Source organism: Kribbella sp. NPDC048928, from assembly GCF_043197975.1.
Classification (GTDB): domain Bacteria; phylum Actinomycetota; class Actinomycetes; order Propionibacteriales; family Kribbellaceae; genus Kribbella.
Genome location: NZ_JBICUC010000010.1, coordinates 19404 through 41692, shown reverse-complemented (window position 1 = coordinate 41692; position 22289 = coordinate 19404). Strand labels below are relative to the sequence as shown.

General features: G+C 69.1%; 17 protein-coding genes. 16 read left to right on the top strand and 1 reads right to left on the bottom strand.

The window, feature by feature from the left end; translation table 11 throughout:
- Positions 1–32 precede the first annotated feature (32 nt).
- Genes ACGFI6_RS35275 through ACGFI6_RS35225 form a run of 11 tightly spaced genes read left to right on the top strand, consistent with a single transcriptional unit; the run spans position 33 to position 15028 of the window.
- Positions 33–1490, top strand: a complete 1458-nt coding sequence (locus tag ACGFI6_RS35275) for an RtcB family protein (RefSeq protein ID WP_393126465.1) — start codon at positions 33–35, stop codon at positions 1488–1490.
- A gap of 23 nt (positions 1491–1513) precedes the next feature.
- The gene (locus tag ACGFI6_RS35270) at positions 1514–5728 is read left to right on the top strand and encodes a right-handed parallel beta-helix repeat-containing protein (protein ID WP_393126463.1); all 4215 of its coding nucleotides are present in this window, start codon (positions 1514–1516) and stop codon (positions 5726–5728) included.
- A 28-nt stretch (positions 5729–5756) separates the two neighbouring features.
- Positions 5757–7001 (top strand): hypothetical protein, encoded by a 1245-nt coding sequence (locus ACGFI6_RS35265; protein WP_393126461.1) that lies wholly within the window; start codon positions 5757–5759, stop codon positions 6999–7001.
- On the top strand, positions 6998–8014 hold the full coding sequence (locus tag ACGFI6_RS35260) for a hypothetical protein (protein WP_393126459.1): 1017 nt from the start codon (positions 6998–7000) through the stop codon (positions 8012–8014). The genes ACGFI6_RS35265 and ACGFI6_RS35260 overlap by 4 nt, the downstream gene beginning before the upstream one ends.
- The gene (locus ACGFI6_RS35255; protein ID WP_393126457.1) at positions 8011–9174 is read left to right on the top strand and encodes a glycosyltransferase; all 1164 of its coding nucleotides are present in this window, start codon (positions 8011–8013) and stop codon (positions 9172–9174) included. Before ACGFI6_RS35260 ends, ACGFI6_RS35255 begins: the two co-directional genes overlap by 4 nt.
- On the top strand, positions 9171–9605 hold the full coding sequence (locus tag ACGFI6_RS35250; RefSeq protein ID WP_393126455.1) for a hypothetical protein: 435 nt from the start codon (positions 9171–9173) through the stop codon (positions 9603–9605). Before ACGFI6_RS35255 ends, ACGFI6_RS35250 begins: the two co-directional genes overlap by 4 nt.
- Positions 9602–10654, top strand: a complete 1053-nt coding sequence (locus tag ACGFI6_RS35245) for an aminoglycoside phosphotransferase family protein (RefSeq protein WP_393126453.1) — start codon at positions 9602–9604, stop codon at positions 10652–10654. The genes ACGFI6_RS35250 and ACGFI6_RS35245 overlap by 4 nt, the downstream gene beginning before the upstream one ends.
- A gap of 6 nt (positions 10655–10660) precedes the next feature.
- Positions 10661–11953, top strand: a complete 1293-nt coding sequence (locus tag ACGFI6_RS35240; protein ID WP_393126451.1) for an O-antigen ligase family protein — start codon at positions 10661–10663, stop codon at positions 11951–11953.
- Entirely contained in the window at positions 11950–13272 is a 1323-nt protein-coding gene (locus tag ACGFI6_RS35235; RefSeq protein WP_393126449.1) for a lipopolysaccharide biosynthesis protein, read from the top strand. Before ACGFI6_RS35240 ends, ACGFI6_RS35235 begins: the two co-directional genes overlap by 4 nt.
- Positions 13269–14345, top strand: a complete 1077-nt coding sequence (locus ACGFI6_RS35230) for a hypothetical protein (protein WP_393126447.1) — start codon at positions 13269–13271, stop codon at positions 14343–14345. The genes ACGFI6_RS35235 and ACGFI6_RS35230 overlap by 4 nt, the downstream gene beginning before the upstream one ends.
- Before the next feature lie 11 nt (positions 14346–14356).
- Positions 14357–15028, top strand: coding sequence for a sugar transferase (locus ACGFI6_RS35225; protein WP_393126445.1), 672 nt, complete (start codon positions 14357–14359; stop codon positions 15026–15028).
- Here ACGFI6_RS35225 and ACGFI6_RS35220 read toward each other — a convergent pair.
- The gene (locus tag ACGFI6_RS35220; RefSeq protein ID WP_393126443.1) at positions 15004–16596 is read right to left on the bottom strand and encodes an MBL fold metallo-hydrolase; all 1593 of its coding nucleotides are present in this window, start codon (positions 16594–16596) and stop codon (positions 15004–15006) included. The two genes, ACGFI6_RS35225 and ACGFI6_RS35220, sit on opposite strands and share 25 nt — an antisense overlap.
- Before the next feature lie 170 nt (positions 16597–16766).
- Between ACGFI6_RS35220 and ACGFI6_RS35215 the strand changes: the two genes are divergently transcribed.
- The 5 genes from ACGFI6_RS35215 (at position 16767) to ACGFI6_RS35195 (ending at position 22288) form a co-directional block, all read left to right on the top strand.
- Positions 16767–17771, top strand: coding sequence for a LacI family DNA-binding transcriptional regulator (locus ACGFI6_RS35215; protein WP_393126441.1), 1005 nt, complete (start codon positions 16767–16769; stop codon positions 17769–17771).
- A gap of 75 nt (positions 17772–17846) precedes the next feature.
- Positions 17847–19193 carry an ADP-ribosylglycohydrolase family protein gene (locus tag ACGFI6_RS35210; RefSeq protein WP_393126439.1) on the top strand — a complete coding sequence of 449 codons (1347 nt, stop codon included), beginning with the start codon at positions 17847–17849 and terminating at the stop codon, positions 19191–19193.
- 34 nt (positions 19194–19227) lie between these two features.
- Positions 19228–20580, top strand: coding sequence for an ABC transporter substrate-binding protein (locus ACGFI6_RS35205; protein ID WP_393126437.1), 1353 nt, complete (start codon positions 19228–19230; stop codon positions 20578–20580).
- A complete protein-coding gene (locus tag ACGFI6_RS35200; protein WP_393126435.1) occupies positions 20580–21452 on the top strand; it encodes a carbohydrate ABC transporter permease in 873 nt (290 codons plus the stop codon). The genes ACGFI6_RS35205 and ACGFI6_RS35200 overlap by 1 nt, the downstream gene beginning before the upstream one ends.
- The gene (locus tag ACGFI6_RS35195; protein WP_393126433.1) at positions 21440–22288 is read left to right on the top strand and encodes a carbohydrate ABC transporter permease; all 849 of its coding nucleotides are present in this window, start codon (positions 21440–21442) and stop codon (positions 22286–22288) included. Before ACGFI6_RS35200 ends, ACGFI6_RS35195 begins: the two co-directional genes overlap by 13 nt.
- Position 22289: the final 1 nt, after the last annotated feature.

The following is a 22289-nucleotide window of genomic DNA, read 5'->3' as shown; positions in this document are numbered from 1 at the left end:
TCATCAACTCTTCGACGACTGCGAGTACAAGCATGACCACTGAGGCTCGGCCACCACTGGACGTCCGCGTCCTCGACGGAACCGTCAACCCCCCGACGGTCTTCGATGACACCACGCTGCTCCCCGCAGACCGGGCAACGATCTCCGCGCTCGGGCATCGCGTCGGGGGCGCGGACCTGGCCGCACCACCCGTCGTCCTGCCGGACTTTCACCACAAGTCCAAGATGGAACTGCCGTCGAGCGTCGCGGTCGCCACCAACGGCACGATCCGGCCGGACCTCACCAGTTCGTCGGTGAACTGCGGCATGGCGCTGATCGCCGTCGACTCCGAGGTGCCGGACGACAAGGCCGTCGACACCTTCCTGCGCGCGGTGCGCGAACGGTACCCGTACCCGACCCGCGGCGCCGCCGAGCTGAGCCGCAAGGAAGTCGTCAAGGCGGTCCGGGACGGCTCCGAGTTCAGCGTCGACCGCTGGGGCGCGCCCCCCGAGGATCTCGAACGGATCGAGGAGGGCGGCCGGATCGACCTGGAGCGGTACGGCGGGATCGACCGGCTGCACTCCGAACTGCCGGCGCTCGCCTTCCAGCTCGCCCGCTACCGCTTCGGAACCGTTGGACCATCCAATCACTTCGTCGAACTCCAGCGGGTCGAGGAGATTCTCGACCCGGAGCGGGCCGGCAAGCTCGGGGTCACCGAGGGCCAGCTGACGATCCAGTACCACGGCGGTGGCGGCGTGTTCACCGGCGAGATCGGCCGGCTGTTCTTCCGCCGCAAGGACTACCCGGCCCAGATCAAGGCCGTCAACGCGGCCCTGAAACCGTGGTTCCACCTGCGCTCCGCACGCTCCTTCGCCCAGCTCAAGGCTCGGCTCGGCCTGTACTTCACCGCCGGGTGCACGCCGCTCTCGCTGGCCAGTGACGAGGGCCAACGGCTGATGCTGGCGACTGCCGCCGCGATGAACTACGGGTTCGCCTTCCGGACCGCGACGTACGCCGCGCTGCGCCGGATCGCCGCCGACACCTTCGGTGGCGCCACCGGACGACTGGTCGTGGACTCGCCGCACAACAGCATCTACGAGGAGCCGGTCGGCGACCGGACCGGCGTCGTCCACCGGCACAACTCCTGCCGCGCCTTCCCGGCCTCGATGATGACGCCGGGGACGACGTTCGCCGACACCGGGCAGGCGGTGCTGCTGCCCGGCACGCACCGGACCTCCAGTTACCTCGCGGTGGCCGGTGACCGCGCGGCCACCAGCCTGTACTCCGCCTGCCACGGCGCCGGCACCGTGGTCTCCGACCTGGTCGCGCGCGGCATCTCCGGCGACGACCCGCTGAAGCGGACGACCCGCCGCTATCGCTACGACGACGGTGCACCCACCGTCGCCCATCACTTCGACGACCGCGGCGTGAACGCCGCCCTCGACGTCCTCGTCCGCAACGGCCTGGTCAGCCCGGTCGCGCGGATGCGGCCGATCGCGGTTCTGCACTGATGTTTCGAGCAGCGGGAGAGATCATGAACAAGCGGCTACGCGGCCTGGCGGTCTGGACGGTCATGATCATGGCCGCTCCCCTGCTGATGGTCGTCACCAGCGGCACGGCGGCCGCCGTCGGTACCGGCTACTGGGTCAGCAACACCGTCGCCTGCAGCGACACGGGCGCCGGAACCCAGGCCGCGCCGTTCTGCACGATCAGCCAGGGCACCAAGAAGGCGATCAGCCCCGGCGACACCGTTCACGTTGCCCCCGGCACCTATCGTGAGCAGGTCACGGTGAACGCCTCGGGGACCGCGACCGACCCGATCACCGTCACCGGTGACGCGCCGGGCGTGATCGTGCTCGGCACCCGTTCGCTGACCGGCGCCGCGCTCTGGACCGCGACGGGTACGTCCGCGTGGAGCACCCCGTACGCGCCGCCGTCGGTACCGCGCCAGGTCTTCCTCGACGGCAACCGGCTGGCCGCCGCGTCGTCGGCCACCACGACCACGGCGAACAGCTGGTTCTACGACGCGACAGCCAAGGTCCTGTACGTCGACAGCGGCGGCACCAACCCCGGTGACGGGCATCAGGTCGAGGCCGGAGCGCAGTCGTTCGGTGTCACCACCAGCAGCAAGCAGAACGTGGTCATCAGCAACCTCGAACTGGACCGGGCGAACCTGGCCGGCGTCCGGCTGCTGTCGTCGTCCGCGATCACGGTCGACCACGTCATCGCGTCGCAGTCGGCAAGCAACGGCGTACTGGTCGACAGCTGCCCGAACAGCTCGATCAGCATCCGCGCCGTCGCGGTGGACAACTCGCTGTCGACCGGCATCCGGTTGTCCGCGTCGAGCGGCGTCACTGTGACCGGTTCGGCGAGCCACCACAACGGTCTGCACGGCATCGGGCTGTCCACGTCGACCGGCAACCTGCTCACCGGCAACACGACGTACGCGAACAGCTCGGTGAACCCGAACGCCACCGCCAACGGTGTCGACGTCGACACCAGCTCGCCGGACAACACCGTGAGCGGAAACGTCGCGTACCAGAACCAGGACAGCGGCTTCCAGGTCTACAGCGGCAGCCATCGCGCGCTGGTCGTCCGGAACATCTCGTACGGCAACGGGGACCATGGATTCGACACGCTGTCCTCGACCGGCGTCCGCTACCTGAACAACACCGCGTACGGCAACCGGCGCGACGGCATCTCGATCGAGGGCAACTCGACCGGAGCCACGACAGCCAACAACGTGCTGGTCGACAACGGAACCACGGCGACCGAGTACGACCTGTACGTCGACGCCGGCTCGTACTCCGGTCTGACCGCGGATTACGACACCGCCTACAACCACGTGAGCGCTTCGTCGACCAAGGTCAACGGCGTCATCTACAAGACGCTCGCGGCGTTCGCGACGGCCACCGGTCAGGAGAGTCACGGGCAGTCCGCCGATCCCGACTTCGCCGACGCCGGCTCCGCGGACTTCCGGCTGACCGGCGGCTCGCCTGCCGTCGACTCCGCCAACGCCGGGGTGACCGGATTCGCCGCGACCGACCAGGCAGGCAACCCGCTCGCCGACGACCCGATCGTTCCGGACACCGGCACCGGCAGCCCGACGTACGCCGACCGTGGCGCGCTCGAGTTCCAGCCGGTCGCAGGCGTCACGGACTATGCGCCGCACGCCGCGCTCAGCCTCACTCCGACCACGGTCAGCTTCCCGCCGTCGGTGCCGGTGACGGCCGACGCGAGTGGCTCGAGTGACAACGACACAGCAGGCATTGCGTCGTACACCTTCGACTTCGGCGACGGCACCGTCGTCGGACCGCAGTCCGGGGCAACGGCGACCCATTCGTACGCCGCGGCAGGTACCTACGCCGTGACCGTGACCGTTCAGGACACCGCGGGCATGACCGACACCGCCACCGCGCAGGAGGTCGTCAGCACCCGAATCCTGCAGACGTACTCCGTCGAGCAGACCAACCCGTCCTGCAGCGACACCGGAGCAGGCGACACCTCCACACCGTTCTGCACGATCGGAGCGGCGACGAAGAAGGTCCTGGCCGGGGACACGATCCTGGTCGGCCCAGGTCAATACCGCGAGCAGGTGCTGCTCACCACCAGTGGCCAGACAGGTGCACCCATCACCCTGCGCGCCACCTCGCCGTCCGCGGTGATCGTCGGTTCCGACGACGTTTCCGACACGGCCGGCTGGAGCACGACCACGACCACGGCATGGAAGCACGCGTTCGCCCCGGTCCCCGCGCAGGTGTTCCTGGACGGGCAGCCGTTGACCAAGGCAACCAGTGCGACGACGACCACCGCCGGCACCTGGTTCTACGACGTCCCGACCGCAACACTGTACGTCGACACCGGCGGCACGAACCCGGCCGCGGGCCACACTGTCGCCGCCGGCGCGCGGAGCTTCGGCATCCTGCTGCGCCAGGTCAGCGATGTCACCGTGACCGGCTTCGCGGTCCGCCAGACCAACCTGAGCGGCGTCTACCTGGACCGGATCCAGCGCGTCGCGCTGAGCACGCTGGACATCGCCCAGTCCGGTGCGCAGGGTGTCACGGTCGACGCGTCGGCCAACGCCACGCTGGACGGCATCCAGGCCGCGTCGAACCTGTCGATCGGTGTCCGGTTCTTCAACTCGACCGACAGCTCGCTGAACGCCTCGGTCACCCACGACAACAACTTCCACGGCGTCAGTGTCCAGGGCAGCACCAGGGTCACGGTCAGCGGCGTCACGACGTACCGGAACAAGCGGCTCGGCAGCCGCGTCGCGACCGGCATCGACGTCTCGTCCGCGTCCCAGCAGGTGGTCGTCGACGGCAACCTTGCCTACGGCAACGACGACTCCGGCATCGAGGCCTACACCGGCTCGGCCGGTACGACGATCCGCCGGAACGTGATCTACGACAACGGTGACCACGGCATCGACAACTCCGCCGCGCCGGGATCGGTGGTCGTCTCGAACACGGTCGTCGGCAACGCCACCGCGGGGATCAACTTCGAGGGCGGCTCGAGCGGAGCCACCAGCCGGAACAACGTGGCGATGGACAACGCGGTCGGCAGCACCCGGACGATCGGTGAGATCCGCGTCGACGAGACCTCCGGTCCGGGCATCACGATGGACCGCGACCTGGTGTTCCAGTCCGTGGCCGGCGGCCCGCTGTTCGAGTGGGCGTCGAAGCCGTACACGACGCTCGCAGCCTTCCAGACCATCAGCGGTCAGGAAGCCAACGGCAGGTCCGCCAACCCGCGCTTCGTGGCGCCGGCCACCCGGGACCTGCATCTGACCAGCACCTCGCCGGCCATCGACGCCGCGGACACTGCGATCGCCGGATGGACCGCGGTCAACCGGGACGGTACGGCTCCGGCCGACCACCCGGGTGTCGCCGACACCGGCATCGGGCCGATCACGTTCGCGGATCTCGGAGCCTTCGAGTACACGGGTCCGGCGATCGCGGTGACGGCGACTCCGGCGGGTGGATTCGCGCCGCTGGACGTGACGATCGACGCGTCCCACAGCGCGGGTCTCGGTGCTCCGCTGACGACGTACCGGATCACCTGTGGCAACGGCACCGTGCTCGACCAGTCCAGCGGCGTCTGCCATTACACGACAGCCGGTACGTTCACGCCGAGCGCGACCGTCACGGACTCGGCGGGGCTCAGCGACAGCTGGACCGGCGCGCCGATCGTCGTGAATCCGAACGGTAAGCCGACGGCGCGGATCACCGCAACGCCGACGCAGGACTACCGGCCGGCGCAGGTCGTACTGAACGCGTCGACATCGTCCGACGCCGACGGCCGCCCGTTGGCCGGCTACTCCTTCGACTGCGGCAACGGCCAGACGACCGGCGTGATCACCACACCCACGACGACCTGTGCCTATCCGAACGCCGGCACCTTCACCGCGGCGGTCACCGTGACCGACACCGCCGGCCTGACCAGCAAGGCGACCGTCAAGGTCAAGATCCTGGCCGATGTCGCGCCGACCGCGAAGCTCACGGTGTCGAAGTCGACCATCCGGCGCGGCCAGACCATCACCGCGGACGCGTCCGGCTCGACCAGCGTCGACAAGTCGCCGATCGCGACGTACCAGTTCAACTGCGGCACGGGTGGCGCGAAGCCGCCCCAGACAGCGCCGACGACCACCTGCACGTACAACTCGATCGGCCTGTTCACCGTACGGGTGACAGTGACCGACACCGTCGGCCTGTCCAGCTCGACCACCAGGTCAGTCCTGGTCATGTGATGCACGGCAACGGACGAAGGGCGCACCGATGACGATCGAAGAAATGTTCCGCCGGATCGTGCGAGCCCACCTGGGGATCATCCTGGTGTGCCTGCTCCTTCCGGTCGCCGGCGCGGCGGTCCTGGCCGCACGCCGGCCGGATCCGACCACGGCTTCCATCCGTCTGCAGGTCGTCGCCGGCGCACCGAAGTCGGCCACCGAGGCCGAGGGCATGAACAGCCGGGTGCTCGCGGTCGCAACGACTCCGAGCCTGCTCGGTACGGCGCTGATGGCCGCCAAGGCACCGCGCGACGTCGAGACGTACGCCGCGACGAACGTCTCGGCGCAGCGCCTCGGTGAGTCCTCGGTCGTCGAGCTCAGCGTCACCGACGACGATCCGCTCGCCGCCGGACCGATCGTGACCCAGTTGGCGATCCGCGTCGTGCTGTTCATGAACCAGGGCGATCAGGAGTCGTTCAACAGCACCGTGACCGACCTGTCGAACCAGATCGACAAAGCCACGATCGCGCGCGACAAACTGGTGACGGAGCTGCGCGGCATCGCCGACATCACCGCGCGCGCGGACCTGAACGTACAGATCCAGTCCGTCAACCAGCTGCTCAGTCAGCTGAGCAGCCAGCGCGCAACGCTGATAGCCGACGCGGCGACCCGGGACCACGTGGTGATGATCAGCAACAAGCCGGACATCCGGCACGTGCAGGCCTCGATGCTGCCGCAACTCGCGCTGGCGCTGCTGCTCGGGCTCGTCCTCGGGCTCACCGTGGCAACGGTCGTCGAGACCTTCCGCCCGCGGGTCAACAGCATCCGCGCACTCGCCCGGCTGTTGCAGGCGCCGGTGCTCGGGAAGGCGACCGAGGACGTCGAGTCGCTGCGCAACACGATGGCGCTGGCCGCCCGTCGGCAAGGAGTTGACGCCGTCGTGCTGATGGGCGCCGACGACAGTGACGCCGACACCGTGAGCAGATTGCTGTTCGCGTTCTCCGGGCGGACCCACACGCCGGAGCGGCTCAAGAAGCCGGCCGGTGTCGACAACGACAGCCACGTCTTCGACCTCGAGGAGAGCGGGCTGGCCGGTTTCGCCGATGTCCGCTTCACCGGGCTGTCGGCGGTGACACCGGAGGACGAGATGACCGCCGGTGTGGTCGTGGTGTCGGGCGGAACCGTGCTGCTGCGCCGGCTCGACGATCTCGACGACGTACTGAAGGCGGTCCGCTGGCCGGTGCTGGGCATCGTCCACGGACCGGCCAAGCGACGGTTCGGCAGGCTGGCGTGAGCACGGCGCTGGTCCACACTGCGCTGGTCCACACTGCAGGGCAGCGGGTGGCCCTCTACGGACCTGACACCGTCGTACGGTCGCTCGTCACGATGGCCGGCGGACCTGAGCGATCCGGCCTGTCGTCGGCCGACCTGCCCAACGTGGTGCTGTCGGTCGAGGACACCCGGCAACCGTTCGGCACGCGTGGGGCCGAGGTAGTGACCAGAGGGGCGTGGGCGGTCGACAGCGGCCAGGTCGTACTCGAGAACGTCGGCGGGTCGGGCTTCGACCAGCGATGGACGATCGACGAGGACGGGCTCCGCGTCGTCAGCCGTCGGCGACCGTCGTACCAGGAATCCGTTGCCGCCAAGCTGCTCCCGGCGAGGCACCGCGCGTTGAGCAGTCAGGTGCTGCTGCACTACCCAGCGCTGTGGTTCGCGATGCTGCAGGGCTTTGCTCCGCTGCACGTCTCGGTTGTCGAGGTCGGAGGCGTCGCGGTGCTGCTTGCCGGCCCAGGAGGTGTCGGCAAGTCGACCCTGGTTGCGAGAGCGCTGGCCGACGGCGCCCGGGCGACCTGCGACAACCTCGCTGTCTGCGACGGCTCGACGGCGTACGGGGTGGCAGAACCACTCCGTACCCTGACGGGGAGCGGCAAGCGCGCGGCCCACGGCCGACGCGAGCAGGCGTGGGAGCACCGCGTACGTTCGCTTCCGCCGGAGCTCGTCGTCGTACTGCGGCGAGGGACGCAAGCAGAACCTGAGCTGCGCGAACTGGCGCCTGCCGAGGCAGCCCGCGGTATCGCGGCCGGTACGTATGCCGCGGGTGAGCTGCGCCGGTTCTGGTCGATCGCGGCGATCGTTGCCTCGGCGACCGGATGCGGTCCGGTCCATCCGCCGATCGACGAAGTCGCCGCGCGGTTGACGAATCGCCTGCCCTGCTTGGAGCTTCGGCTCGCCAAGGAACCGGGTCTCGGTCTGGCCGGGTTGCTGCGGAATCCGCTCGCAGCCGTACGCACCGGCAGGGTCGGGTGACGGCCGCCGACGGGCGGATCCAGGTCGCCCTGATCGTCACCCGGTTCATCGCCGGAGCCGGCGGCGTCGCCCTCCGCGGGGTACTGCCGCTCGACCCGGCGCGCTACCGGATCACGGTCATCACCGGACAGGGCGGTCCGCTGACCGACCGTGCGGCGGCCGCCGGGATGCGGGTCGTGATCGAACCTTCGCTGGTCTCACCACTGTCACCGACCGACGACCGGCGCGCGCTGCGCCGACTGACCGAGCTGTGCCAGGAGGGCCGGTACGACGTCGTCCACACGCACAGCGCCAAGGCCGGCGCCCTCGGCCGGCTGGCCGCGCACCGGGCCGGCGTGCCGCAGATCGTCCACACCTACCACGGCTTCCCGTTCCACGAGTTCCAGAATCCGGTACGGCGGGCGGCGTACGTCGCGATCGAACGCAGGCTCGCCCGGATCACCGACAGCGTGCTCGCGATCGGCAGCGGAGTCGCCACGGAAGCGCTCCGTCGAGGACTGGCCAGGCCGAGCACGCTGCGCACCATCACCCCGGTGGTCGAGTCCGTCACCGTGCCGCGCACCGAGGCCTCGCGAGCGGCCGCCCGCGCCGCACTCGGGATCACTACCGAGCTGCCGCTGATCGGGACCGTCGGGCGGATCGACTACCAGAAGGCGCCCGAGCACTTCATCGCCGCCGTCGCCGCGCTCCGCCGTACCGATGCGGTCGCGGTCTGGATCGGCTCGGGACCGGGTGATCGCGAGGCGAAGGAACTGGTCCGGCGGACCGGGTTGTCCGACCGCTTCGTCTTCGCCGGCGAACGATCCGACGTCCCGCAACTGCTGCCGGCCTTCGACGTGTTCGCGATGGCCAGCCGGTACGAAGGACTCCCCTGCGCTGTCGTGGAGGCGATGCGCTGCGGCATTCCTGTGGTGGCGACAGCGGTCAACTCGGTGCCCGATCTGGTCGTACCGGGTGAGAGCGGCGTCCTCGTTCCACCGGGCCGTCCGCGCCTGCTGGCCGAAGCGATCGACGACCTGCTCGACGATCGCGTGAAGGCCGAACGCCTGGCGCGGCAAGGGCAAGCGGCTGCTGACAGCACGTACGACGCCGAGAGTCTGGCCGAGGTTCTTGATCAGGTGTACTCCGCGCAGCGTGCCGCACAGCTGGTGGTCTCGTGAGCGCCGCCGAACCTGTCGGCCGGGTCCGGCGCCCAATGTCACCCTGGCTGCAACTGTGCCCACCGGGAACGGTCGAGCTCGACATCCGATCCGGACCGATCGATCAGCACCAACTGATCGCCGGCCGTCCGGTCGCGCTGATGGATCAGCGGCCGCTCAGCCGGCGCCGACTGCGGCAGGCTGCACGCCGGCTCGGCGTCGTGGTGGAACGAGAGTTCGTCGTGCTGCCGACGATCGCCCGGCCGATGGTCGTCATCGACGACGTCGAGGAGGCGATCCGGCACTTCTGGACCGCGGTGGCAACGGTGCCGCCCGGCCTGGCGTTCAGCGCCCTACCTGCGTCCGCGCTGCTCGGCGTCGCCCGGCGCTCACCGTGGCGCTGGACCGGCGCGCTCGCACCGGCCCGCGTCGTCATCGGGAGGCGACCATGACCGAGGTTCCCAAGGCCTTTCACCCACACCCGCGGTCGGTGCACGACCTGCTCTTCGCGCCGGGCAGCCGCGGCGTGCTGATCGCCACGTCACGGGACCCGGACGCGAAACGGACGTTCATCGTCACTCCGCCCCCCGGCAGTTATGTGGACGGTCCGGCCGGTCCGGTGGCCATCAAGATCCCGGTGACAGTGGCTGCCGCGAGCGCGATCTCCCGAGAGACCAGGATGCTGATGTCGCTCGCGGAGGTGAATCTCGGCGACCTCGGGCGCACCGTGCCCCAGTACCTTGAGACGCTCGACAGCGACGGCCTGCCGGCAGTAGTGACCACGGTTGTCCGCGGGGCGCCGATGAGTGTCGCGTACCACCGGTGGCTGCACACGTCCCGCCGGCAACCGGTGGCGATGGACGTCGCACTGGCCGGTGGCTGGCTGCGTCACTTCCAGCTCGCGACCGCCGGTGAACGGGCCCGGATCACCTGGGCGAGCGAAGTCGCAGACCACGTCCGGGCGCGGTGGCCGGGCCATCCGAAGCTCGAAGCTGCACAACTCCGGCTCGCAGCCGCGGATCGCCAACTGAAGGGTCACCGGGTTGCCAAGACCATGGTCCACGGTGACTACTGGTTCGGGAATCTGCTCGTCGACGACGGCCGGATCACCGGTGTCGTCGACTGGGAAAGCGGCGCCCGCGCCGGCTGGCCGCTGCGCGACCTCGTCCGGTTCGCGCTCAGCTACTGCCTCTACCTCGACCGCCACACCAAGCCGGGCCACCAAGTACGTGGCCACCGCGGCCTGCGGCGAACAGGATTCGGCGCCGGGATCCGGTACGCCCTGCTCGAGGAGGGCTGGCTGCCCGACCTCGTACGGCTCTATCTGCGGAGCGGAATCGACGACCTCGGCCTGCCGTCCGCCCTCTGGTACGGCGCCACTCTCGCCGGACTCGGGGAGATCGCGGCGACCGCCAACGACGACGAGTTCGCCGCACACCACCTCGAACTGCTGGCCGAGCTTCCGCACTGGCCGCTCGCCGACGACCTGCCCCGGAGCTGATGCCCGATGACGACCACGGTTCCCGCACCCACCGGAGGCATCGCCGGCTGGCCGGCCCTCCCGCGCGGCGACGTTCTCGCCGCGATGATGGGCCTCACCACATGCCTGCTGCCGTTCCTCGTACCCGCGGGCCCCGGGAACACCGCACCGGCCGACGCGGGAATCCTGCTGTGCATCGTGCTCGGCCTGCTCTGGGCCGTTCGCGAACACCTGCCGATCAGACTTCCGTACGCCGCGGGGGTCGCAACGCTGATGCTCGGCGGCGCCTTCGCGGCACTGGTCTCGGTCGCACCGGTAGGCACCGGGCTGGTGCTGATCCAGGACCTGCTGCTGCTCGCCTGGGGCGCCACGGTGGCGCTCGGGCGGCACAACCCGGCGATCATCGGTTCCGTCACGGTCGCCTGGTGCCGCACGGCCGCCATCTACTCGGGCGTGATGGTGATCGCGTACGTGGGCGGAATCAATGCGATTGCAGGGGTTTCCGCGAAGGACGGCGTCCGGGCGTCGTACACCTTCGGCGACCCGAACCTGGCCGGCAACTACCTGGTGCTGTCGTTGTTCATGATCGCTGCCTGCAAACATCCGCGGTCCCCCGGCGTCCGCCGGATCGCGTACCTGCTGGTGCTGATCGCGATCGGGTTCACCGGATCGAACGGCGCGATGCTCACCCTGCTCGTCGGCCTGGTCCTCGCCTTCACGGTGACCAGGTATCGCAAGCAGGGCGCGGTCGCCGGGGTCGCGACGCTCGCGACGGCGGCGCTGCTCGGTGGGGTGATGGTCGGATTCGTCATGCCGCGTGTCGATCTCGGCCAGCTCCGCGAGCAGGCGGCCGGAAGCATCCCGTTGCTGCGCGACTCGTTCGGCCGCAGCGCCAACTCCAGCGGCGAGCGGGCAACGATCGTCAAGGAGGGCGCGAGCCTGTTCCTGAAGGGCGACGCCACCGGTTTCGGTCCCGCGCGGACCAAGGCGACCCTCGCCGCGACGCAGGCGCCGTACGTGAAGGAAGCCCACAACGACTACCTCGCCACCCTGCTCGAGCGTGGCGTGATCGGCGGGATCGGGCTCCTGCTGTTCGGCATCGCGCTCTTCGTACGGTGCCTGCGGCTGGTCTTCGGCACCTTGCCGAAGGCGTACGCCGACCTGGTCCCCAGACCCTGGCTGCTCGCGGTCGTCGGACCCGTGATGGCCACTGCGGCGGGCTTCTACGAGGTCCTGCACTTCCGGCACCTGTGGACCTGGCTCGGCCTGATCGCGGCCCTCGTCCTCGCCATGCAGGATCAGCCGGAGGAGACGCCATGATCCGATCCAGGTTACGGGCCGGCGAACTGCTGCGAACTGTGCTCGCCAACTGCTCCGCCCGGCTGCTGGCGATTCTCGGGCTGACGCTCGCGACCGTTCTGGTCGCACGAACCGGCGGTCCGTCAGCGGTCGGCGAGTACGCACTGCTGCGGATGATGCCGGGCCTCGTGGGCGTCCTGTGCGTACTCGGGCTGCCCGGTGCGCTCGCGTACTTCCTGGCCGAGCCCCGGCGCGACCTGCCTCGCCTGTGGCCGACTTTGATGGCGATCGGATTTGCCGGGGCTCTTGCCGGTACGGCGCTGTGGATCGCTGCCTCCCCCCTGATCGCCAAGGTGTTCTTCCCTCATGAGCCACCGTGGCTGATCGCACTCGCCGGCGCGACGGTCGCCACGCAACTGCTGCTGACACTAGGCAAGACAGCGCTGCAGGGACTGGAAGACCGGCGTGGCGGCGATATGGTCATCGCTGCCGAGGAGCTTGCGTTCCTGCCGTGCTTTGTGCTGCCTCTGGTGATCGGCATCCACGGAATCGCCGCGATCGTCATCGGTCTCGGCCTCGCGGACGTGGTCGTCGCGGTCGACGCGTGGCGCCGGGTCAGCCGCCGGTTGGGTTGGCACCGGTACGGTCTGGCCGGCCGCGGGCGTGGCTGGTGGGGCCGGCCCGATCGCGTACTCGGAAAGCAGGTCGCGTCGTACGGCCTCCGCGGTCAGGTCGGCGGACTGATCACGCTGCTGAACCTCCGGCTGGACGTCGCGATCCTCGGGGCGATAGCCGGCCCGGCAATCCTGGGCGGGTACGCCGTCGCGTCCAAGTACGCCGAACTGCTCCGGCTGCCCGGCACCGCGCTGACGTGGGTCTTCTATCCACGACTCGCCAAGCTCGAGCAGAGCGAGGCCGCCCGTGCCGCCCGGCGGATGATCCGGCCGAGCCTGATCGGTATCATGGTCGCCGCGGTACCGGTCGCGTTGCTCGCCGCTCCCGTGTTGCGGTTGCTGTACGGCGCCTCGTTCGGAGCTGCGGTGACGCCGGCGCGGGTCCTGGTGGCCGGCATGATCCTCGCCGGTGGATCCGGCGTGGCCAGTGCCTACCTGTACGGGCGCGGAACGCCTGGCCTGAACTCGATCGTCCTCGGCGCCGGACTGGTCATCACGGTCGTCCTCGACGTGACGCTGATTCCCCGGTACGGCGCGCTCGGTGCAGCCGTGGCGTCCACGGCGGCGTACCTGTCGACGGACGCCCTGCTCATCGGGCTCTTGCTGCGGCTCAGCGCAGCCGCGCCACGCCACCGGGCACCTGTTGCTGTTGGCGAGGGAACATGATCAAGGCAACTGCACTCGTCGCCGCCGTTCTGATGCTCGTCGGCGGCTGCTCGGGGAAGTCGCAGAACGGCAACCCGACCGGGACTCCGAGTCCGATCTCCACGACTCCGACCCCGCAACCGCCGGATCCGGGCAGCACGCCCACCGCCGGCAGCGTGCCGGTCGATCTCGCGGGCGACCGGTACGTCGCGCTCGCCACCGCGTTGCATCGCCGCGGCGTGGCCATCTGGTGGGAGACCGATCTCGTCGCCAAGTGGCTCGAAGGCCCGGCGGCGTTCGACCAGGCGATCGCCCGGCTCGGCCAACTCGCGAAGGTTCCCGGGACCGCCGGGTTCAAGATCTCCGACGAGATCGGGTACGGCGACGGACTGACCTCGCCGGCTCAGGCCACGGACTTCCTCACCCAGGCCCACCGCCGGTTGGCGCAGGTTGCCCCCGGCAAGCAGATCCTGGTCGACGCGGTGGTGCCGGAGCTCGGCTGCCTGCCCTGGCGCGGCGGGAACCAGGAAGGTTGCGCGCAACGCGTCCGGCAGAAGTACCCCGCCGCGACGGCTGCAGCCGTCGAGAGCTACCTGCGAGCGCACCTCATCGATCGGCTGGATCTCAGCAGCGGGCTCCTGGACGACAGCACGTACGCACAATGGGGGCTGGACCGGCGAGCCGCGCAGACCGACATCTGGAAACGGATCCGGGCCCAAGGCTGGGGCTCCATGACGATCCTCCAGTCCCGCAAGGCACTCGCCGACGCCGACGGCTATCAAGGGTCCGCCGATCAAGCCGCGTCCGACGCCGCCACGTACGTCGACGTGCCCGTCGCAGCCGGCGCGCAAGCAGTGGACATCTGGACCTGGCGGCAGCGTTACCAGGGAAAGATCGTCAGCCTGCTGGCGCCGGACCTCCGGGTCAACCCGTTGTGGACCGCGATGCTGCAGCGGCACCGGCAAGGCGTCCGGCTGATCACGCACCTGACGCCGTCGACGCTCCCCACGGACTCGGCGAGTTACAACCACGAGTGCGATCTCGCCGCCCAGGTCTTCACGGCGGTCTTTGTTGCCGCCGGCACCGGACAGTAGAGGAGAAGCTCATGCCATCGAACCGTCAACTCGCCACCATCGGTCCGGCCCGGCGCCTGCTGGACATCCTGGCCGGCGGGGTGCTGCTGATCCTGGCGGCACCCCTGCTGGTGCTCGTCGCCGTACTGATCGTCGTCTCCGACGGCCGGCCGGTCCTGTTCCGGCAGTCGCGGGTCGGCCAGAACGGCCGGACGTTCACGCTGTACAAGTTCCGGAGCATGCGGCTGTCGGCCCCAGGTCCGGAAGTCACCGCGACCAGCGACGCAAGGATCACCCGGATCGGTGGATTCCTCAGGCGGACGGCGATCGACGAGCTGCCGCAGCTCTGGCACGTGCTGCGCGGTCAGATGACGCTGGTGGGTCCCCGGCCGGAGAGTTCGGCGCTGGCCGCCGGATACCCCTCATCGTGTCGCGCGGTCCTCCAAGCACGGCCTGGCCTGACGGGTCCGGCGCAGCTGCGGTACCGCGAGCGGTCCGCCGTACCGCCGAACGGACAGACCGACGTGGAGCGCTGGTACCTCGAGGTCCTCGTCCCGCTGCGCGTCGCGGCCGACCGCGAGTACCTCGACCGTCCCACGATCCTGCGCACCCTGTACTACGTGCTCGTGACCGCCTTGTTCGTGGTCGGGCTTGCGGACCTGCAACAGCCGGTCAGCGCTCAGACCGCCTCTTCGGCCTCGTAAGGCTCCGCGGACTTCACGACGATCGGGTCGCAGCGCGCGTTGAGGCAGGCTCCACTGTCCAGGTCGAACTCGAAGTTGTGACCGAGGCAGCGCAGGACGCCGTTCACGACGACGCCGGTCTCCGCCAGGTCCTCTCCGGCGTGCGGGCAGTACCGGCTCACCTGCACCTGCCGTCCGTCGACCGTGATCTCGGTCGTCTCGTCGGGATCCCGGCGCGCCTCGAACGCCTCCACCGCTCGCAGTGCCGCGCGGTCGGCGTGCTTCAACAGGCCGACCAGGTAGTCGTTGTACCGGTCGGGCTGCCGGCGTGCGGTGAAGCGCAGCGACAACAGGAGTTCTTCCCAACGGGTCCGGCCGGAGACGACACCGTCCAGCCAACGACCGTCCAGCTTCAAGCGGTAGTCGGCAGGTCCCTGACCGCCCGCGAGCTCGACAGTCACCCGGTCCGGCCCGATGTGCGCGTCCCACACTCCCCCGTACGGACCGGAGACCTCGAACCGTACGGTCATCCCGATCCGGGCCAGGAAGTACTCCGACAGCGTTCCGAGCGACTCGAAATGGGCCTTGAAGCGTTGAGCCAGCCCGGGCCGCGACTCGGGGTTCGCGGCCCAGGCGGCGTCGATGGCGGGCCGACGGCGAGCGGCGTACTCGGTCAGATAACGTCGCCGCTCCGCGGGCCCGGCGTCCAGCGCGAATCCGGCCCAGTGCTGATCGCGCACGACGGACAGATCGTCGAGCAGGATCCGGTCCCCGGGCAGGAGGCAGGCTCCCGCCTGGGTCGGTATCCGGTCAGCCAGCCAGGCCAGCGCCTCACCTTGGTCGGGGAAGATCCCGCCCGGGCGCAGTCCGCTGTTGAGTTCGAACAGTTCGTCATCGAGGAAGCACGGCGGACCCGCGTACGGCATCACCAGCCGCGGCTCGACCTGCCGGACCAGACGTGTGACCGCCTTGAACTTCCCGATCCGCTTGACGGTCGCGATCCGCTCGCGCTCGACCCCGTCGTACTCGTACCGGACCGGATGCCAGCTCGCGCCGGACATCTGCACGCCCATCACGTCCAGCGGACCGCCGACCTCGGTCATCGCGCGGCGCGCCTGGCTGAGCGAGATCCGCGCGTCGTTGGTGTGCAGGACGCTGCGGTCCCCCATCTTCAGCAGTACGGCGGAGTCGTGGCTCATCGGGCACTGCTCGGGAATCACCGTCAGCCAGTCCTGGTCGTTCAGCGGATACCGCTGCCAGGCGTCCAGTACGACCACTCGCGTGCGGCCGATGGCGCGCAGCCGGCGCTGCATGATCGTCGACGGGTACCGCGGGACCACGACCGGGATCGACGACGGCAGGCCGGCGAGAAGCTCGAGGTCCAGATGATCGAGATGCTCGTGCGAGATCACCACCAGCTCGACGTCGAGCAGGTCGGCGGTCAGCAGGTGCGAGTTGTCCGGGAACGGAAACCACGACCCCAGGAACGCGCCACCCGGCGACAACCACGGATCCGCCAGGATCCGGAACCCCGCCCCGTCGATCCGCAATCCGGCATGCCCCAGCGCAGTGATCGTCCCCTCACCCATATGCCCAGCCTCCCGGCCGCCACCCACCCCGGCATCCCCCACTCACACGAACACGCCTACGCCAATCCCAGTACCCGGCTGTTGTGGGCGCCAGGGCGTTGACCTGCGGTGGGTGTTCGCTTAACCTGCGGGCGAATGCAAACCGATTTGCGAGCGTAGAGGAGGCGACCGTGAAGGTTGATATTTCTGCGGTCGCGGCGGCCGCGGGCGTGAGTCGTACGACGGTTTCGCATGCTCTCAGCGGCAAGCGGTATGTCGCTGCCGAGACGAAGGAGCGGATCCTCGCGGCGATCGAGGAGCTCGGGTACCGGCCGAACCGGGTGGCGCAGAGCCTGCGGCGGCGTTCGACGCTCTCGGTCGCCTATCTCGCGACGGACCTTTCGAACCCGTACTACCCGGCGGTGATCAAGGCGTTGCACCGCGGCCTGGACGCGGTCGGCTATGCGCTGCTGATCGGCGAGACCGACGGTTCGGCGAGCGGTGAGCGTCACCTGCTCGAGGAGATGGTCGCGCGTCAGGTCGACGCCGTCGTCATCCACCCGATGGCGATGAGCGTGCCCGACATCCGCGAACTGGTCGGCGGACTGCCGCTGGTCGCCGCGGTCGGTGATCCGGATGCCGCGGTCGACGTGCCGGCGGACGTGATCATGAGCGACGACGCACTCGGCATCGGCGACGCTCTTCGGCATCTGGTCGACCGTGGGTACCGCGAGGTCGCCTTCGTCAGCGGCCCGTCCGACGTGAAGGTCGCCCTCAGCCGGCTCGCGGCGTTCCGCGAGGCGTCGGCCGCGGCAGGGCACCACGTACCGGAGGACTGGATCGACCACGTCCCGTTCACCCGGGACGGCGGCGCCGAGGCGATGCGGCGCCTGCTCAAGTGCAACTCGCGGCCGCGCGCGGTGATGTGCGCGAACGACCTGATCGCGATCGGGGCGCTCGACGTACTGCGCGAGGCCCGGCTGCGAGTCCCCGAGGATGTCGCCGTGGTCGGCTTCGACGACATCGACCTGGCCGAGCTGCTCACCCCTCGGCTCACCACCGTGAAGAACCCGGCCGCAGCAGTCGGAGAAGCTTGCGCCGAAGCGGTCCTCGCCCGCCTGGCAGGGCCGCGGACGGAGGCGGCTTTCACCTTCACCACGCTCCCGACGACCCTCCAGATCCGCGACTCGACCTGACCTCACCGGAGCGATCCCGTGGCGTAGATCGGCGTCGATGCAAATCGGTTTGTAACCTTCCGGGAAAGGAAATTGATGACCGTCCCCAACCAGCCTGCGCTCTCCCCCGCGTACGGCCTGCGCCATCACGACGCACTCCTCCCGACCGACCTGCTGGCCGCCGAGGTCGCGCAGCGCCGGGAGTCGGGTTTCGACGTCGACGACATCGTCGAGACCGCCAACGAGACCGATCCCACCGACCACACCGCCGTACTGCAACTCGTCGATGCCATGGGCAACAGTGCCCGCGGAGTCGAGTGGACGTACGAGGAACCGGAGGCGCTCGAGGACATCCGTGCCGCCGCCGGAACAACCGCACCGCAGGGCGTCGACGACACCCGGCACGCCGAGCAGGTCCGCGCCGCGTGGCTCGGCCGGGTCGCGGGGTGCAACATCGGCAAGCCGATCGAGGACGGCGACCACTGGACCGTGGAGCACATCCGTACCTACCTCGAACTCGCGGACGCCTATCCCCTCACCGACTACGTTCCGCATCTCGACCCGATGCCCGCCGGCTTCGAACTGCGGGACAACTGGCCCGAGACCACGCGCGGGAACGTGCACGGATCTGCCCGCGACGACGACATCGACTACGCCATCCTCGCGTTGCACCTGCTCGAGACCCACGGGCGCGCCCTGCGGCCCGACCAGGTCGGAGAGGCGTGGCTCGCGCTCTTTCCCTTGAAGCAGATCTACACCGCCGAGCGAGCGGCGTACATCAACCTCGCCAAAGGGATTCCGGTCCCCCGGACGGCGTCGTTCCGCAACCCGTACCGGGAGTGGATCGGTGCGCAGATCCGGGCCGACGTGTTCGGGTACGTCAACCCGGGCGATCCGTGGCAGGCCGCAGCCCTGGCGTACCAGGACGCCACGTTGTCGCACACGGCGAACGGTGTGTACGGCGAGATGTGGGCGGCCGCACTCGTCGCCGCAGCGTTCACGGCCGCCGACGCCGACGAGGCGATCCAGGCCTCTCTGTCCGTACTGCCCCAGCGATCCCGTCTCCATGAGGCGGTGTCGCACGTGGTTCGACTGCACCGCTCGGGCATCACCTGGGACGAGGCGGTCCAGGTGATCCGCATGACGTACGGGCACTACTCGTGGGTCCACACGATCAACAACGCGGCCGCCGTGACCGCCGCGCTGCTCTGGTCCGGCGGTGACTGGATGGATGCCGTCGGCAAGGTTGTGATGAGCGGCTGGGACACCGACTCGAACGGCGCGACGGTCGGATCGGTCGCCGGAATCCTTGGCGGACCCAACGGGTTGCCGGCGCACGTCATCGAGCCGCTGCAGGACCGGACCCGCTCCGCGCTCTTCGGGTTCGACAACACCGTGATCTCCGATCTCGCACACCGGACGATCGCGGTCGCCCGCACCTGAGACGCGCACCGCGTACCGATCATCGGAGGTCACCATGACACTGACCAGGCGTCAGTTCGTTGCCGGCGGCACCCTCGCCGGGGCACTTGCGGTGCTCACCGGCTGCTCCGGCCCGGGAGCCGCGACCGGCGACACCATCACGATCTGGAACAACCTCGACAGCGCGGCCCAGGCCGACTACTACCGGAAGCACTTCGTCGAGGCGTACACCAAACACCCGGTGCAGTTCAGCCTCAAGGCGTCGAACACGATCGACCGGCTGATCCAGACGGCGCTGGCGGCCGGCGGCGGACCATCGGTGATCGTGTCCCCGGGGCCGTCGTCGTTCGTGTCCGCGTACGACTCGGCGGGGTACCTGGTGGACCTCTCGCCGTACGCCGACCGCTACGGCTGGCCGGACACGTTCGCGGGCTGGGCGCTCGATGCGTCCAAGATCGACGGCCGGCTGATGACGCTGCCGACGTCGTACGAGTCGATGGCGTTCTACGTCAATCCCGCGACGCTGGACGAACTGGGCCTGACGATCCCCCGTACGTTGGAGGAGTTCGAGCACTTCTGCAGCGAGGCAGCCGGTCGCGGCAAGGTGCCGATCGCCGCCGGGAACGCCGACTACAAGGGCGCCAACGAGTGGCACGTCGGCGTCGGCCTCAACCATGCCGCCGGGCCGGAGGCGATGTACGCCGTACTCACCGGTGCGGCGCAATGGACCGATGCCGTCTTCGTGGATGCGGTCGACCGGCTCGCCGGGTGGTTCAAACAGGGCTGGTTCGGCGGCAGCGTCGACCGGTACTTCACGAACACCTTTCCGACCATCTACCGCCAGCTGGCGTCCGGTGAGGCCGCGAGCATGATCTCCGGCACCTGGGAGTTCGCGAATCTCGGCGACTACTTCGGCAAGGCCGCCGGGAACGACGCCGACTGGGCCTGGTCGACCATCCCCTCGCTCGGCGCCGGCGTCCCCGAGGTCGTCTGGGACCTCGCGATCGGGCAGTCCGCCGGCGTCAACAGCAACACCGGCGACGTCGACGCCGCCGTCGACTTCCTCAACTTCCTGACCACCGACGTCGCGCGGATCGTCAAGGGCGTCGAGCAGATCTCGTTCGCGCCGCCACCGATCCACATCGCCCGGAAGGACTTCGGCAGCGGCGCGGATCCCCGCATCGTCGACCTCTACGACCAGCTGTCGACGGCCAGGACGATCGGCTACACGACCTGGACGTTCTTCCCGCAGCAGACGGAGACCTACATGATCAACTACTGGGAGAAAGTCATCACGGGATCCCTGTCGGCGCAGGACTACTGCAAGGGGATCCGCGACCGGTTCACCGCGGAGCGGCAGCAGGGCCGGGTCCCGACCGCCCCCAAGCCCGGCGGACGGAGCTCCTGATGAGCGCGACCTTCGGAGACCGGCTGCGGGATCGCCGAGTCAGCGGCTGGCTGTTCATGCTGCCGCTGATCGCGATCAACGTGGTCGTGGTGGCGATCCCGAGCCTGCTCTCGGTGTGGTACTCGTTCACCGACTGGACCGGCATCAGTACCCGGGCGCACTTCATCGGCCTCGACAACTACGCGGCGCTGACGCGGGACGCCGAATTCCTGAACGGCCTGCTGCACAACCTGTTGTGGACGGTCTTCTTCCTCGTCGTCCCGATGACGATGGGCCTGTTCGGCGCGTACGCGTTGACCCGGATCCGGCGGTTCCGGCTGTTGTTCCGGACCCTGTACTTCATCCCGTACGTCGTCGCAAGCGTGGTCAACGCCTCGATCTGGCGCAGCATCCTCGACCCGGACACGGGCATCGGGAACCTGCTGAACATCAACCCGCTCGGCGACCCGAGCCTCGCGCTCTGGTCGGTCGCGTTCGTCAACAACTGGGCCTGGTGGGGCTTCATCGTGGTGGTGTTCCTCGCCGCGATGCAGGGGATCAATCCGTCGCTGTACGAGGCGGCCGCCGTCGACGGTGCCGGCCCGGCGCGGCAGTTCTTCTCCGTCACGCTCCCCGGGATCCGCCCGACGTTCGCGTTCCTCGGTCTGATGACGATCATCTGGTCGTTCCTGGCCTTCGACTACGTCTACATCCTCACCCAGGGCGGTCCGGCCGGATCGACCGACCTGTTGTCCACCGTGCTGTACCGCGACGCGTTCACCAATCTGCAGGCCGGCTACGCCTCGGCGATCGGCGTCGTGATGGCACTCATCAGCGCGTTCGTGGTCACCGCCTACCTGGTCGTCCGGAGGGTCCGCCAATGGGACATCTGACAGTGCGACGCGACTTCCGTTCGGCCGGCATCGGCACGTACGTCATCCTGACGGCGCTCGCCCTCTTCGCCGTCGGGCCCATCGTCTTGTTCTTCCTGAACGCGTTGAAGACCGACAGCGAGTACGCCGAGAGCTCGCTCGGCCTGCCCGGGACCTGGCGGTGGAGCAACTTCGTCGAGGCCTGGACGACGGCGAACATGGGCGCCGGGCTGCTGAACTCGGCGATCGTCGTCGGCGGCACGATCCTGCTCACCTGTCTGGTGGCCGGGCTCGCGGCCTATGCGCTGGCCCGGTTGGAGATCCGCGGCAACAGCGCGTTCATCACGTACGTCCTGGTGGCCAGCTCGTTGCCGGCCCAGATGTTTCTGGTCCCGCTGTTCTTCCTGTGGGCCCGGGCCGGCCTCTACGACACCAGGTTCGGCCTGATTCTGATCTGTACGGGCCTGTTCTCGCCCTTCGCCACGCTGCTGCTGCGGTCGTTCCTGCTCGGGATGCCGCGCGAGTTCGAGGAAGCGGCCCGGATGGACGGAGCCGGCGAGCTCGGTGTGCTGACCCGCATCGTGCTGCCGAACGCACTCCCCGGCCTGCTCACGATCGCGCTGACGACCGGGCTGTCGGCGTACAACGAGTTCCTGTTCGCGGTCACGATGATCCAGACCGAGGCCAAGATGCCGGTCTCGACCACGCTGTTCGCCTTCCAGCAGGGCTACACCCAGAACTACCCGCTGGTCAGCGCCGCCGGCGTCATCATGATCGCTCCGATGCTGATCCTGTTCCTCGCCCTCCAGCGCCGCTTCACCGACGGCGTCGCCTCCTCCGGCCTCGGCGGCGCCTGAC

What these genes read in the sequence shown, in the direction of transcription:
- ACGFI6_RS35275 (WP_393126465.1), top strand. Translation starts at nt 33, where the DNA reads ATGACCACTGAGGCTCGGCCACCACTGGACGTCCGCGTCCTCGACGGA.
- ACGFI6_RS35270 (WP_393126463.1), top strand. Translation starts at nt 1,514, where the DNA reads ATGAACAAGCGGCTACGCGGCCTGGCGGTCTGGACGGTCATGATCATG.
- ACGFI6_RS35265 (WP_393126461.1), top strand. Translation starts at nt 5,757, where the DNA reads ATGACGATCGAAGAAATGTTCCGCCGGATCGTGCGAGCCCACCTGGGG.
- ACGFI6_RS35245 (WP_393126453.1), top strand. Translation starts at nt 9,602, where the DNA reads ATGACCGAGGTTCCCAAGGCCTTTCACCCACACCCGCGGTCGGTGCAC.
- ACGFI6_RS35240 (WP_393126451.1), top strand. Translation starts at nt 10,661, where the DNA reads ATGACGACCACGGTTCCCGCACCCACCGGAGGCATCGCCGGCTGGCCG.
- ACGFI6_RS35235 (WP_393126449.1), top strand. Translation starts at nt 11,950, where the DNA reads ATGATCCGATCCAGGTTACGGGCCGGCGAACTGCTGCGAACTGTGCTC.
- ACGFI6_RS35230 (WP_393126447.1), top strand. Translation starts at nt 13,269, where the DNA reads ATGATCAAGGCAACTGCACTCGTCGCCGCCGTTCTGATGCTCGTCGGC.
- ACGFI6_RS35225 (WP_393126445.1), top strand. Translation starts at nt 14,357, where the DNA reads ATGCCATCGAACCGTCAACTCGCCACCATCGGTCCGGCCCGGCGCCTG.
- ACGFI6_RS35220 (WP_393126443.1), bottom strand. Translation starts at nt 16,596, where the DNA reads ATGGGTGAGGGGACGATCACTGCGCTGGGGCATGCCGGATTGCGGATC.
- ACGFI6_RS35210 (WP_393126439.1), top strand. Translation starts at nt 17,847, where the DNA reads ATGACCGTCCCCAACCAGCCTGCGCTCTCCCCCGCGTACGGCCTGCGC.
- ACGFI6_RS35205 (WP_393126437.1), top strand. Translation starts at nt 19,228, where the DNA reads ATGACACTGACCAGGCGTCAGTTCGTTGCCGGCGGCACCCTCGCCGGG.
- ACGFI6_RS35200 (WP_393126435.1), top strand. Translation starts at nt 20,580, where the DNA reads ATGAGCGCGACCTTCGGAGACCGGCTGCGGGATCGCCGAGTCAGCGGC.
- ACGFI6_RS35195 (WP_393126433.1), top strand. Translation starts at nt 21,440, where the DNA reads ATGGGACATCTGACAGTGCGACGCGACTTCCGTTCGGCCGGCATCGGC.